Raw genomic sequence first — 13,659 nt, forward strand, 5'->3', positions numbered from 1 at the left:
TTCACATAGGGAGAAGACCATTGAAATCCACCATTTTACTAGTCGAAGACGAGGCGGGCTTAGCCGACTCACTCAAAACCGAATTTGAGCTCGAGAACTTCAATGTGTTCTGGGCCAATGACGGCCTAATCGCGCTGGACATGTTCCGGCAAAACGAGGCCCAGATTGATTTAATCATTTTGGACTGGATGCTGCCGCACATTCAAGATCAAGAAACCCAGCTGATTACTGTATTGATTGGCATTGGCTGGATCGCGATGGTGGCGATATCGCGGGTGTATCTGCGCGACCACTACCTCTCTGATGTGCTCGCCAGTGTCTGCTTAGCTAGCGGCTGGTGGTTGCTGGTCACACCTGCGGAAGCCTTTATTCAAGCTAAAATGCGGCAGTTTTTACCGGAAGGGATGTTGAAATCATGGCCACATCAAAATTAACGATTGTTGTTCCTGCTTACAATGAAGAAGAGGTGCTGACGTCCTCGGTGCAAAAATTACTGGCCGTTGAAGACCAAATCGCCGCGCAAACCGTCCTCGGTCAGCGTGCCGACATCCTGATCGTCGATGATGGTTCCATGGATCACACCTGGGACATCATCGAAAAACTGCACGCCATGACTTCTCGCGTGCGCGGACTGCGTTTTTCCCGCAACTTCGGCCACCAGTCGGCGCTGATCGCCGGCATGAGTGAAGCCGTGAAAACCGCCGATATGATTGTCACCATCGATGCCGACCTCCAAGATGATCCCGACAAAATCGGCGACATGGTGGATGCCTATGCGGATGGCGCCGACATCGTCTACGGCGTCCGGAACAACCGGGAAACCGACAGCTGGTTCAAGCGCACCACGGCCCAAGGCTACTACAAGACACTCAAGCTGCTGGGCGTCGAACTCGTGCCCAATCACGCCGACTTCCGCCTGATGTCCAAGCGCGCCGTTGAAACCTTCCTGCAGTATCCAGAACGCAACATTTTCATTCGCGGCCTGATTCCTAAGCTCGGCTTCAAAACTGCCGAAGTCTTCTACAAGCGCACGCCGCGCATGGCCGGCGAATCCAAGTACCCGCTGAAAAAGATGCTGGCTTTTGCCTGGGACGGCATCACCAGCCTAACGATTGCGCCGGTGCGGCTCATTCTCATTCTGGGTACCTTGTCTTGCCTACTGGCGGTGGGCATGGTGGTTTACGCCATTGTCATGAAAATGCTGGGGCTCACCGTGCACGGCTGGTCGTTGTTGATGGTGTCGCTGTGGTTCGTTGGCGGCATCCAAATGATCAGCCTCGGGGTGATTGGTGAATACATCGGCAAGCTCACCACCGAAGTTAAACATCGCCCGCGCTACACGGTGCAAACGATTCTGGATTGAGGTGAGGGTATGAAAAAGATTAAACCCGCCTTTCTGCCAGCAATTTTAATCCTCTGCCTGCTCATTGGCAGCATCGGTAACCTGACCAGTGTGCTCGGGGTGCCGGCGCTGTTGGTGGTAGTGCTCCTGGGCGCGGGGCTTTACTTCGGGGCGCCCCGACTTGACCATTTGTCTACAAGGCAGCTGCGCTGGGGCATTGGCCTTGGCTTACTGGCGATGCTGATTGCCCAGGTGGTCGTGTTGCACGTGATGCCCAACACCGTTTACCACGATCCGTACCGGGTACTGTCGCAAGCCGACCAGCTCGCCGCCGGCCACATGACCTGGGATATCACCTACTTCTGGCGCTACGCCAATAACGTGCCGCTGGCTTATCTGCTCTCCCTGTGGTTGCGGCTGACGCAACTGGTGGGCTTAAGCACCAATCTTTCGGTGCACCTGCTGAGTATCTTGGTGTTGGACAGCTTTATTGCCCTGGCGCTGCATACGATTTGGCAGCTCAGCCAGCGCGCCAGCCTGCTGGTCGTGGCCTTCGGTTTCTTTGCCTTGTCGCCGTTTGCCTACACCTACTACCTGCAAGTCTTTTACTCCGACTTACCGACGATGCTGGTGCTGCTCATCATCATACGCAGCCTGCTGAACTGGTCGCAGAAAACATCGCGCCAGCGCTGGTTTGCCGGCAGCGGACTAGTTGTTGCCGTGATGCTCGGCGCCATGCTCAAGCCTAATCTGGTGGTCTTGTTGCCAGCTCTGCTGATTGTCGGCCTGATTCTGGCCCGTCAGCACCTCTGGCGACAAGCCAAACTGACCCTGCCCATCCTCTTGATTGTGCTGGGCTTCGGGCTGAGTCTGCCGGCGACCAAAGTCTTTGACGTGGCAGCCAATTATCAACCCCGCACCGCCTTTTCGTTCCCGGCGACCCACTGGATCTTGATGGGCTACAACCAGCACAGCAACGGCGGCTACTCCGGCAAGGATGTCGGACGTGCCATCAAGCAGCCCAGCCAAGCCGACCGCCAGCGGTACAATTTGAAAACCATCCCCAAGCGCATCAAAACTCTCGGGGTGGTTGGCGTCATCCGGTTGTGGGTAGTGAAGTTAGGCATCGTGCTCAATGTCCAAGGCATTCAGCGCTGGTACAACGGCGGCTTCCGCGCCGCGCCTAGTTGGTACAGTAATCATGCTGGCTTCTATCAGGGACTGACCGTGATTGGCTATGTGGCCGCGACCCTGCTCATGTGGGGCGCACTGATGCTGAAGCTCTTGCGGTGGCGGCCAGATCTGACCGACCCGCATCAAATCCTTGCACTGCTGGCGGTGACCACTGCCCTTGGCTACCTGGCTTTCCACACCCTACTGTGGGAAGTTGAACCGCGCTATGGTCAAGCCATTTTGCCGCTGCTCTGGGTGGCTTTGGCGGCCATCCCGCGTCAGGCCAGCCAGTCGCGTCCCCGCTGGGCGAACCAAGCTAGCCTCCTCAATGGCGCCACTGCTTCACTCGTCGCCTTTGGGGCCGCTGGTGTGCTTGGCGCTCAGCTGCCACAAAAGCAAGTGATTGCCGCCCAGCGCAGTCAGCTATCCGTGCAGTATCACGCCAAGCCCAAGACCGTGACGCCAGGCACCGTGCTGGCAGAGGTGGTCGATGTGAACGCGCCAGCGAACTATTTTTCCGTTCAGATTCATGCTGGTAGTCAGGTGCAAGTCACCCTCACTAACCTTGCCACCGGGCAACATTATCGGTTAACGATGGCTGGCAGTGTGGCCCGCCTGCACCACCAGCTCGCCGCTGGGCAATATCGGATTACCGTTCAAAACCTCACCACCCGCGGCCAGCAGGTCGATGTGACCCACACCTACCATTATCAGCTCGCTGCTCACCCGCTAACGGTGAACGGCCAATCGCAGCCCACCGCCTCGTTGATTTATACCTGCATGCAGCGCTGAGAAAGGAGCCTTTTTATGGAAAAACCAATCACTACCCTTTACAGCAAATACGATACAGCCTTGCGCTACCTGATTGTTGGAGGCCTCACCACCGGCATTAATGTGGTGCTGTTCTTCGGCCTGACTCACCTCGCGATGCCGTGGTTCTGGGCGAACATTATCGCCTGGGTCCTCAGCGTGCTGTTTGCCTTCATTGCCAACAAGAAAGTCGTGTTCAACTCCGCCGACATGACCTTCCGGACTGTGGTCAAAGAAGGCGCCAGCTTCTTCACCTTGCGCGGCGCGTCACTGCTGGCGGACACGGCGATTTTGTTCATCGGCCTCACCTTAATGCACGGTTCGCCGCTGATTGTGAAGCTGATCGACCAGGTCGTCGTCATCGTGCTCAATTATGGCTTCAGCAAACTAATTTTCGCTTAACGTAAAAATGGTCCCAGCAGTGGAAACTGCCGAGACCATTTTGCTTGGCTAGCCAAGCTTGATGCCGGCATCCGCCAGCGCTGCGTCGACCACGTTCATCACAGCCAGCGAATGCGCCATCCGCTGCTTGGCGGCAGCCAAATCGTGATGCGCAATCATCGTTTCGAACGCGACGAACTCTTCGTACATGCGGTGCCGGTCAGCTACCATACCTTGATCGACAAAATTTTCTTGCACATATTTTGTCAGTAATTCTTTCTGTTCGGATTCACTTAATTCTACCGGTAAAGCCACGTTAAACTCTTTTGCATACCGTGAGTTTGATTTACGATCTTTCTTTTCAACTTCATTCCACAACTGCTCTCGATCACTCGCCCATTCAGGTGAATTTTTTGGCGTCAAAATAAAGCTTTCTGGCATGATTGATCGGGCATAAAAATAGTGGCGACCTTCCTTATCATCAAATAGCTTTTCACCACTTCGATAAGCGGCACTGGCAATCGCACTTCGTCCTTTACCAGCACTAATATTACTAAAACTCATGTGGAATATTGCCATGTCAGTCACCGTCTTCCTTTGATTCTATGGGTTTTGACCTTGTTGTCGCCATCGGCGACTTCTAATACAGGATTTTAGCACGATTTACCCCACAAGAATTTAGTGGGGTGTAAGTGCGCATTGACCTCTTTTAACTCGGTCTTCTGATTCTCTTAACTTTAATTTAGTGTATGCCTTCCGCTTCGCTATTTCAAATTTTATACTTTGACTTAACATTCTCTGAATGATATAGTGTCGGTAATTATTTTTAATACGATTGGAGGGATCGTTATGTTGGAGGGATCGTTATGTCTCAAAGTAACTTAGAAAAACAAGAAGCTAAATTAAAACAGCTTAATCAAAAGATTAAAGCTGAAAAAAATAAGATTGAACAAAACCTCGGTAAGCAAATCATTAGATCAGCCAATTTGGATTATGGGACACTTACCACTCCGCAGATTAAAATGATTGCTAAAAAAGTTGCCGCCTTTTTAAATCAAGCTCAAAATAACCAATAATAGTTAGGTGGTAATGACTATGCCTAATCAATATGAAAAACTAGTTGAGCAACAAGCGCGTTTAAAACAAAAAATTGAGTGAGAAGTTTTTAAATTACGGCAATCTAAATACTACGAAAATCGGCAAGCCCGCAAAGCCCGTTCTCGCCGATTAATTCAAAAAGGGGCTTTGCTCGAAAAATACTTTCAAGCTGATAATCTTACGGTTGAACAAACCGAAGAACTTTTAAAAATATTTGCCAATTACGTTAATGCCCATAAACCGAAGAAATTTAAAGACGATCAGCCTAATAACTAGGCCGATCGTTTTTATTTTCTGGATCATTTTTGGGCTTGATTTCTGGGCTCTGATCCGCAAAATCTTTTAACTGTTTTTAAATTCTTTTACTAGTTTTGTCTTTAACTGATTTAAGCGCTAAGTTTGCTCTAATTTGTAATCCTTGAATGCCATTGTCATATGTCCACCGTTTAATTTTAGCCATGTCATTAGTTCGATAATAATTGGCAATTAGTTCGTTCCATTGATCCCACTTATCTAACGGCACATTGATTAAGCCTGCACCACCGTCAATCATAATTTTATTAGCACTTAAAGTCGCCGTCCTTTTGTTCCCGTCCCAAAAGATTTGTTGGCGCATATTATGATACATGACAGTCAATGCTTTATCAGTAATCGTCGTTCGTGGATCAGCCAAGATTTTTTGTAAAAAGGATTGTTCTTGTTTTTCGTTAATTAAAGGCTGTTCAAAAAAGTCGTCACTACCTAAATTAACTCCTCCTTTTCCTTGCCGTAATTCTCCTGGTACTAAGGCGTCTTCCGCTGCCACAATCTTGTTGATTTGTTTTTCCATGGTTAACGTTAAAGGGGAATTTTGAGCAGTGATATATTGCCACCCACGCTTTAAATTAACAATCGTCAAAACATCTTCAACAGGTACTCCTGCTACGCTCATACCGTCCATAATAGTTTGTGTTTGTGGCAAAGTGGTATTAACGCCTTCAAAACGAGCATTAGTATGCACTAACTTGGTAAAGTTTGCTCGGGCAAACCGTTGGTTTTCTGCAGCTGTGAATTTATACTTGTCCATATATGTTCGAGTTTTAGCCATATTTTGTGCCTCCTTTCTATTTCAGTCACTGATTATTTGACCTGTCCATGTTAAATCACGAAATGCTTTTCATTGATGATTTGTTCTTGGCGTTTATCTAAGAGGTAAGTGTGTAGCGCGTCAAACAGCTTGCGTTTATCAGGATCTGGATTATGGGCTGCTTGTTCCCAAATGTCTTGAATATTGACTGCCCAGGGGTCAGCCAACAATTGATCAATTGTTTCGATTTCTTTGCTGGGTTTGGTCATTTAAAAAGCTCCTATCCCGTTTTCTAGCTCAGCTATCGTCAATTCGGCCACTTAAGGCACCTATTTTTACTTCTAAGCGATTTTAAAGCAGTCTTAATATAATTATGCATGTAACACTTAAAACGGCTTAAACGAGCCCATATGACGTTTAATTTCAAGAACGCTCATTGTCAGTGTTCTGTTCTTCGGGGTGTTTGGCCGCATATTCTCTAGCCGCTTGTTTATTCCACCAAACGCCAAATAGGTTTTGCATGGTGCCGTACAAGTAGTTTTCCACGTTCTTGATATGCTTTTCATTGCTTCTTAGGGCGTTAAAGTAGCGTCTTAAGGCTTTAGTCATCAAAGGTTTTAGTTCTTCGTCGTAAAGCGGGATTATGACGCCAATATCTTGATGATCCTTTTCAACTCGGTACTTAGCATTTAAGATAATGCCAATGAAGCGCCGCATTTGTTGCGGGGTACGGCACCAAAAACTAAGTAGTTGCACAGCTTCGGGTTCTAAGAAAACCGGTAAGCCACTGTCTTCATCAGTTAAGAAGTCATTAGCATGGTTCACCAAATCCTGGTTTTGCTTTTGAATTTCTGCTGGTGAAAAATGGGCTGTGGAAAAGTCCAACTTTTGAGTATCTATATTGTATCTATTAGTATCTCTTTCTTTAAGTTCTTTATCTAGATCGTGTCCGATTTTCGGATTTTCGCTCGTAGCAAGGGTTTGCGGGGTGTTGTCAACGAACTTTCGCGAATGTCCGATTTTCGGATTTTCGCTCGTAGCAAGGGTTCCAACGGTCTCCCGCGAACGTCCGATTTTCGGATTTTCGCTCGTAGCAAGGGTTTGCGGCTCTTTTTGAGCATATTCACCGCGTAAATAGACGTCAGTTGACTGCATATCTAGTTCGGCCAGGTAAAGTCGATTGGGTTCGTTTTTGCCAGTTTTGGGATTGAAATGCATGGCTTTTTGATAAAGTAGTCCTGCACGTTCCAAGTCTTTTTTCACGGCTGCTAACTTATCATTTGAGCAGTCGAATAAATCTTTAAGTTCTTGATTGGTAAAAATAAAGTAGACGTGCCCTTCCTCATCAATCCAGTGATTGCGTAAAGAATACTCTAGCCGGTCTTTTAGTACCATGTAAGCTAGCTTAGCGGCATCACTTAAATGTTTGTATTGCTCGCCATACATTAATACCTTAGGGAACTGGAAAAACAAGGATCCATATACGCTATTGGCGTCATAGTAATTGAAATCTGTTGATTTTGTCATAATAAAAACTCCCTTTCTTGACTGACACACGCTGTCTCAAAAGAGAGTTGCTAAAACATTTGATTTGCTTTAAAATACAAATCTGATATGCTCTAACTGAATTACAAAGCGAACATTGGTCGTGATCGGCTTTGTAGTTTCACCAGCATGTGTCTGTTTGTGAGTTGCCCAGTCGGCAACTTTTTTAATTTTTAAGAACTAAAAATGGACTAAGTAGTTATTACAAGCTACTTAGTCCATTGGTCTTATCTTCGTTTTAATTAGTTTACCTTTGCTTGCCCTTAAGGTTTGCTTGCGGTATAATTAGCACGTAAACAAGATTACAATTTTTTCAAGCAATTTTAACTTGGTGGTGAAAATTGCTTGGACTAGGTAGCTGCAAGATAGCTACTTGTCAATACTGCAAAAATCCCAATCCCGAGTGGATTGGGATTTTTTGTTTATGAAAAAAGCATATCATTCTGCAAAGGTTAAGTAAATAGTTTTATGGATATGATTTATGATTAATCATAAATCATATAAAATTTGTGATTAATCATAAATCATGGTAAAATGTTTATGTAAAGGTAGGTGCTACTATGAATGGGAAAACACTATTAAACTTCAACTTTAAAGGTGGCGTTGGTAAGACCACCTTGACTGTAATGGAAACCTATTTATTGGGTCAAGAGGGGAAAAAAGTACTACTTATAGATTTCGATCCCCAGGGAAATGCAACTGAAATTATGAAGGAGACTTATAAAGCCGATTTAAAGCCGGAACTTTCATTATATGAGGGCCTTCTTGGAGGGAATTTGTCTAAATCTATTGTGTCTGTTACAAACCAAATTGATATGATTCCTACAGATTGGACATTGTCTTTATGGATTGGTGCTGTAGAAAAAGTTAGTCGGGTTAAACGTAATATTCTATTACCACAAATGCTTTCAAAGTTAAAACAAAATTACGATTATATTTTTATTGACGTACCACCAACAATAAATGTCTTTACTAATAACGCAATCATGGCTTCAGATTTCATCTCAATTGTCTTACAAACTCAAAAGCAGTCATATACAAGTTCTTTAAAAACAGCTACGCATTTAGGTGAACTACGTGAACAATACAATGGAAGTTTTCAGTTAGTTGGTGCCATATTGTACTTAATGAAGCCACGTGCAAAAGTTGATACTGAAATTTCTGCACAAGCAAAAGACTTTTTTGGCGAAGGGGTCTTTTCAAACTCAATTAGAACTCAAGAACGGGTTAAAACGTTTGCTAATGAAGGAATACGGAATAAAGACCATTGGGATAAAAGAGCAATCCAAATGTACCAAATGGTTCTTAATGAACAAATACTTAGAATTCAACAGTTAGAGGAGTAATTTATCATGGCAGAAGATTTTTTAAACAAAGTTAGTAAAAAGGCATCTGAACAACTTAAAAATCTAAAAAGTCCATACCAATTCGAAACAGAAAGAACTAAAACCGTTCAACTTCGCATGAGCACATATAAAGAAGTTAAACGCATCGCTTTTGAGAATGACGAAAAAATTGTTGATGTCTTAGAAAAAATTATTCGTGAAGGCCTTGCCAAACGTAAATAAGATTGAGCTTAACTTATGTATTACTGATTGTGTGATTTATGATAAAAGATTAATCTTTTATCATAAATCACACAATCAGTAAACTTCACTGTACAAGGTATATTTAAAATAAATTTGATTTAAACATACGTGGTAGATCGCAAATTTAGGGGTCTAGAATTTTTGGTGTTGGAAAGTATTTCCATTCCAAAAGTACTAGGCCCTTTTTGATAACAAAAAAAGCATCTAAGCCTCCCTAGTGCTATGCTTTAAGCGACGAAACTCAAGATAAGCGGGGTAGGAATAGATGTCTCAACTAGATAATACACTTAAATTACTGGGAATTACAGACACAAACATTCAGGTGTTCGGTACTCGTGAGGAATTTAATGGTCGGGGCTCGGGTCGCAAAAAGTATTTGGTCATCCAGGCAGAGCTTACCTACACACTCAGGCGCTGTCCCAGCTGTGGATACAATACGTTGCACCCTAACGGACACAAGCTCACTCATGTCCACATTTCAGGACCCATGGACCGGCCCGTAATTCTAGAGCTAAACAAGCAACGCTGGCGTTGTAGTAACTGCCATAGCACTTGTACGGCCACCACTCCAGTGGTATCAACCAACCACGCCATCGGTCACGGACTAGCGACTCATGTGCTGAAGCTAGCCAGTAAATCACTCCCGGCTAAGACTATCGCCAGTCTCACCGGTATTTCGACAAACTCAGTTCAGCGTATTTTGACGGCTAATATTCATCCACACGCGAGCCGCCGGTTACCGATTAATCTATGCTTTGATGAATTCCGTTCCACGCACGGCTCCATGTCGTTTATTTGCATTGACGCCGACACTCACAAATCAGTTAAAGTACTTAGCGACCGCCTTAATAGAACCATCAAACAGTTCTTTCTTAGTCAGTACAGCACCGCAGAACGGGCCGCGGTTCAACGCGTCATCATGGACATGAACGCCTCCTATCAGGCATTCGTGCACGAACTATTCCCTAACGCCGAACTCATTATTGATCGGTTCCACATTATTCAATTAATGGGCCGGACGATGGATACCATTCGCACTCAATGTTTAAAGCAACTCGACAAGCATTCGCGGGAATATAAAGTACTGAAATCACTATGGCGCCTATTCCACAAGGCCACCCCTGACGCACAAAAGAGCCGCTACCTCTTCGGCCTGAATGAGTACTCGACCGAACAGAACGCTATTGATATTGGAACCGATACGTTTCCGGCCTTCAAAACAGCTTATGAAACCTACATCGATCTCCACGATGCTTTGATGGGGCGTCACGCTGATGAACTCAAGAATATCATCACTAACTATTAGCCTAACGGCACGCCCCTAGATACGGCCATGCATACCCTACGAAAGAATCTTAATGGAGTAATTAATGCCGCCAAATCGTCCTACTCTAACGGACCGATAGAAGGCATCAACCGTAAGATCAAGGAGCTCAAACGTGCTTGTTATGGCTTCTCCAATCAGGCCAATATGTTCACACGCGTCTACCAGCTGATTGCCTAGATTATCTACCACAATAACGTCACGATGGTAGGCTTATTTGTTATGCCTTCAAGTACGATATTCAGACGACACACCAGATTAAACGCCGCAACTAATAAAAAAACAAAAAAGATCTCCCACACGAGGAGATCTCCAAAGGATAGAAACTATCCTTCAACACCATTTGACAAAGAGCCGTTAAAAACATGACTAGTTTTTATCTTTATAATTTATTTTTATTAACGATTAAATTAGAATCTTGCCATACCTAATGCATGTTGAGCAGCTAGGTTAAGCAAACTCCATTGACGGTCAAATCCTGGTTGGAAGAAGAAGTCTTGTTCAGCCAAGTCTTCCAAGCGCATCTTATGACTAATTGCCAAAGCTAAAACATTGCCTTGAGCAGTAATATCATACTTAGAAAGGACAGCACCGCCTAAGATTTGGTGAGTATATGGATTAAAGGTTAAGCTGACATATACCTTAGGATTATCTGCTTCTGGGACATAAGCTGGACGCATATGATCTTCATAGAAGCTAGTTTGATAATCAAGCTTATTCTTAGCAGCTGAAAACTTATTTAATCCCGCAGTAGCGAAGTGATAGTCAAAGACGCTAAGAGCTGAAGCACCGATAACACCCTTGAAAGCGCGATCTGGCTTATCTTCAAAGATATGATCAACCACATATTGTGCTTCTCTTCTAGCAGTAGTAGCTAAAGCAATTGGCATTGGCTTACCTGCTGGAATAGAAAGTGGCAAAATTGCATCTCCAATAGCGTAAACGTCTTTAACATTCGTTCTCAAGTATGGATCAGTCTTAATCCAGCCTCTTTGATCTAAATCAACTGTGCCCTTTATCCAATCAGTATTAGGAGTTACCCCTGCTGAAACAACAACCAAGTCAGCTGGTATATCGCCTTGATCGGTCTTGACGCTTTCAACTTTTTCATTACCGTTGAAGCCTTCAATTTTAACGCCCATCTTCAAGTCCATATTCTTCTTAAAGGTAGGTTCCAAAACATCAAGCAATTCAGGGTTCAAGTAAGTTCCTAATGGACGATCAATCATGTCCATTAAAGTTACATGCTTGCCAGCTTTAGCAAATACTTCACTAGCTTCAGTACCAATATAACCAGCACCAACAATAGCAACATTCTTAATTGCTGGATTGTTAACAGCACTCATTAACTTAGAAGCCCAATCACGTCCACGCATTAAATAGATATTCTTAAGATCATTGCCAGGTACTGGTAAAAACTTTGGCGTTACACCTGATGAAAGAATTAACTTATCATATTGAACTTCTTCTTCAGAATTATTGGTTAAATCCTTAACTGTTACTGTCTTATGTTCAGGATGAATCGCGGTTACTTCATGGTTGGCATAAACATGACCGCCCTTCTTTTCAACATCTTCAGGAGCAAAGTTTCTGACGTCATCTTCAGCCGTAACTTTATTTTCTAAGTATAATTGCATACCACAGGACATAAATGAAATAAAGTCGCCAGCTTCATAAACAGTTACATCTACATCATTATATTTATCCAACAGCTCAATTGCTGATTCATGACCACCATGTGAAGCACCAACAATTACAATTTTACGTTTATCCATAAAATCCTCCTAACACAATAGTTTCTTCATTACATTTTCAAGGGTAACACTTATTACTTAATGTCTATCATATTTTGCTCAATAAATTGATTAAAAATAAAAGTTTGGAGTTGACGCTCCAAACTTTTTTGCTATATCTTCTGCTCAACATCATGAATCTTCACAACTAATACAGTGCGAATCCAATCAAATTGGGCTTTCATTTGGTCAAAATATGCGCCTTCATTAATGAATTGACCACTGCCATGAATATGATAACCGCGACCCATTCCAGCGGTTCCTGAATAATTGTAAGAACCAATCGTAATGATCAGTTCATGTTTTGGATCTTTTTCAAAATCTTGTTCAATCCACTTGTATTCGGCATCTGTTTGTGCTAATTCAGCCTGATAAGGTTGACATCGAGATAATTCATAAGAAATTGTTGACGGTGATCGGTTCAGCCGAACGCCCATTTGGATATTGGACAGCCCTAGTTCACAAAAGGTTTCGATTTTAATTCGTTCGGAATAGGTTATACTAGACAAAAGATCAGCTCCTAAAAGATGGGTTTGTGGTAAACACCATTTTAAAGGAAGCTGATCTTTTTTGTCCGAACAGCGTTCGGATTAATTTTACAATCTACCATTAATCCTTTGACAATGCATCGTACGCCACGTCACTGACCGGTTCCAACCATTCAGAAGTCCCCGTAGTGATTGCGACATGACTAAACCAGCTGTCTTTTGTCGCACCGTGCCAATGCTTAACGCCATCGTGAATGGTAACCACATCGCCTGGGTGCAGTAGTTGTGCTGGCTTGCCATCCTCCTGATACCAACCTTCACCACCGGTAACAAGCAAGATTTGATAACCATTGTGATGAATATGCCAGTCATTGCGGCATCCTGGTTCAAATGTCACATTGCCAACATTTACATTGACATTGTCATCTGAACTAACTAAATTTTTTAAGTAACTTTGACCGATAAAATACTGCGCATAAGCGTCATTTTTATTACCTTGACCAAAAACATTTTGTGTTTCAAATTTTTCGTTTGCCATTACTTATGTGTCTCCTCTTCATCTGACCAAATTTCCTTAGCACGGTTAAACGCCGACCATGCCTTAGGCCACCCAGCGTAAAATGCAAGGTGGGTAATTTCAGCAACAATCTCGTCTTTTGTAATGCCGTTTTGTTTGCCAATTCGTAAATGAGCTTCTAATTGTTCTGTATTGCCGGCTGAAATAATGCTAGCAATCGTAATTAAGGAACGGTCATGAGCAGACAAAGCGTCTTCTTTGGACCAAACCTCACCAAATAAAACATCATCATTTAAAGCAGCAAATTGTGGGGCAAAATCACCCAACTGTTTGCGACCTGCTGTTTGTTTTTTAGCCATGTTAAATTCCTCCTCGATTAAAAACAAAGTGATTAACGCGATTAAATTCATTGAAACACTTAAAGTACACTTTAAGTAAAGCCCTAAATTTCATAAAAACTAAAAAGAGCGACTTAACAGGTACATAACCTGCTAAGTCGCTCTAAATCAAAATTATAGAAATTCAAAATGCCT

The 13,659-nt window shown here is 43.8% G+C and carries 13 protein-coding genes and 5 pseudogenes; 9 read left to right on the forward strand and 9 right to left on the reverse strand.

Annotation, left to right across the window (positions count from 1 at the left end; all coding sequences use genetic code 11):
- The first annotated feature begins 20 nt into the window (after positions 1-20).
- From AYR53_RS13970 to AYR53_RS12315, 4 genes are read left to right on the forward strand one after another with little or no spacing between them, the layout of a single operon-like run.
- Positions 21-434, forward strand: a complete 414-nt coding sequence (locus AYR53_RS13970; protein WP_046870789.1) for a phosphatase PAP2 family protein — start codon at positions 21-23, stop codon at positions 432-434.
- A complete protein-coding gene (locus tag AYR53_RS12305) occupies positions 416-1,363 on the forward strand; it encodes a glycosyltransferase family 2 protein (protein ID WP_068281294.1) in 948 nt (315 codons plus the stop codon). Before AYR53_RS13970 ends, AYR53_RS12305 begins: the two co-directional genes overlap by 19 nt.
- A gap of 9 nt (positions 1,364-1,372) precedes the next feature.
- Positions 1,373-3,307, forward strand: coding sequence for a hypothetical protein (locus AYR53_RS12310; RefSeq protein ID WP_057877478.1), 1,935 nt, complete (start codon positions 1,373-1,375; stop codon positions 3,305-3,307).
- Between the two features lie 15 nt (positions 3,308-3,322).
- Entirely contained in the window at positions 3,323-3,727 is a 405-nt protein-coding gene (locus AYR53_RS12315; RefSeq protein ID WP_011178835.1) for a GtrA family protein, read from the forward strand.
- A 198-nt stretch (positions 3,728-3,925) separates the two neighbouring features.
- Here AYR53_RS12315 and AYR53_RS12320 read toward each other — a convergent pair.
- Positions 3,926-4,285, reverse strand: a pseudogene (locus tag AYR53_RS12320) (MobA/MobL family protein); the annotation flags it as partial.
- Positions 4,286-4,572: 287 nt separating this feature from the next.
- On the opposite strand from AYR53_RS12320, the gene AYR53_RS12325 reads away from it, so the two are divergent.
- Entirely contained in the window at positions 4,573-4,782 is a 210-nt protein-coding gene (locus tag AYR53_RS12325; protein ID WP_050894606.1) for a hypothetical protein, read from the forward strand.
- A 19-nt stretch (positions 4,783-4,801) separates the two neighbouring features.
- Positions 4,802-5,080, forward strand: a pseudogene (locus tag AYR53_RS13685) (hypothetical protein).
- Here the strand turns inward: AYR53_RS13685 and AYR53_RS13975 are convergent.
- The 4 genes and pseudogenes from AYR53_RS13975 to AYR53_RS12345 form a co-directional block, all read right to left on the reverse strand.
- Positions 5,070-5,156: pseudogene (locus AYR53_RS13975) on the reverse strand (zeta toxin family protein); the annotation flags it as partial. The pseudogenes AYR53_RS13685 and AYR53_RS13975 sit on opposite strands and share 11 nt — an antisense overlap.
- A complete protein-coding gene (locus AYR53_RS12335; RefSeq protein WP_046870851.1) occupies positions 5,157-5,891 on the reverse strand; it encodes a Fic family protein in 735 nt (244 codons plus the stop codon).
- Positions 5,892-5,941: 50 nt separating this feature from the next.
- Entirely contained in the window at positions 5,942-6,139 is a 198-nt protein-coding gene (locus tag AYR53_RS12340) for a hypothetical protein (RefSeq protein ID WP_054712554.1), read from the reverse strand.
- 154 nt (positions 6,140-6,293) lie between these two features.
- Positions 6,294-7,397: a replication initiator protein A gene (locus AYR53_RS12345; RefSeq protein ID WP_068281295.1), complete on the reverse strand. Its 1,104-nt coding sequence runs from the start codon at positions 7,395-7,397 to the stop codon at positions 6,294-6,296.
- Positions 7,398-7,975: 578 nt separating this feature from the next.
- Between AYR53_RS12345 and AYR53_RS12350 the strand changes: the two genes are divergently transcribed.
- The 3 genes and pseudogenes from AYR53_RS12350 (at position 7,976) to AYR53_RS12360 (ending at position 10,508) form a co-directional block, all read left to right on the forward strand.
- Positions 7,976-8,761 (forward strand): ParA family protein, encoded by a 786-nt coding sequence (locus AYR53_RS12350; protein WP_017866972.1) that lies wholly within the window; start codon positions 7,976-7,978, stop codon positions 8,759-8,761.
- A gap of 6 nt (positions 8,762-8,767) precedes the next feature.
- Positions 8,768-8,983 (forward strand): hypothetical protein, encoded by a 216-nt coding sequence (locus tag AYR53_RS12355; RefSeq protein ID WP_003649837.1) that lies wholly within the window; start codon positions 8,768-8,770, stop codon positions 8,981-8,983.
- A gap of 286 nt (positions 8,984-9,269) precedes the next feature.
- A pseudogene (locus tag AYR53_RS12360) lies at positions 9,270-10,508 on the forward strand (ISL3-like element IS1165 family transposase).
- Positions 10,509-10,738: 230 nt separating this feature from the next.
- On the opposite strand, the gene AYR53_RS12365 reads toward AYR53_RS12360, so the two are convergent.
- From AYR53_RS12365 to AYR53_RS12385, 4 genes and pseudogenes are all read right to left on the reverse strand, one after another.
- Entirely contained in the window at positions 10,739-12,103 is a 1,365-nt protein-coding gene (locus AYR53_RS12365; RefSeq protein WP_068281289.1) for an NAD(P)/FAD-dependent oxidoreductase, read from the reverse strand.
- A gap of 353 nt (positions 12,104-12,456) precedes the next feature.
- Positions 12,457-12,630 (reverse strand): annotated as a pseudogene (locus tag AYR53_RS13570) (helix-turn-helix domain-containing protein); the annotation flags it as partial.
- A gap of 100 nt (positions 12,631-12,730) precedes the next feature.
- On the reverse strand, positions 12,731-13,147 hold the full coding sequence (locus tag AYR53_RS12380) for a cupin domain-containing protein (RefSeq protein WP_056986391.1): 417 nt from the start codon (positions 13,145-13,147) through the stop codon (positions 12,731-12,733).
- Entirely contained in the window at positions 13,147-13,485 is a 339-nt protein-coding gene (locus AYR53_RS12385) for a carboxymuconolactone decarboxylase family protein (RefSeq protein ID WP_017260570.1), read from the reverse strand. The genes AYR53_RS12380 and AYR53_RS12385 overlap by 1 nt, the downstream gene beginning before the upstream one ends.
- Positions 13,486-13,659 lie beyond the last annotated feature (174 nt).

This window comes from Loigolactobacillus backii (assembly GCF_001663675.1).
Lineage (GTDB): Bacteria > Bacillota > Bacilli > Lactobacillales > Lactobacillaceae > Loigolactobacillus > Loigolactobacillus backii.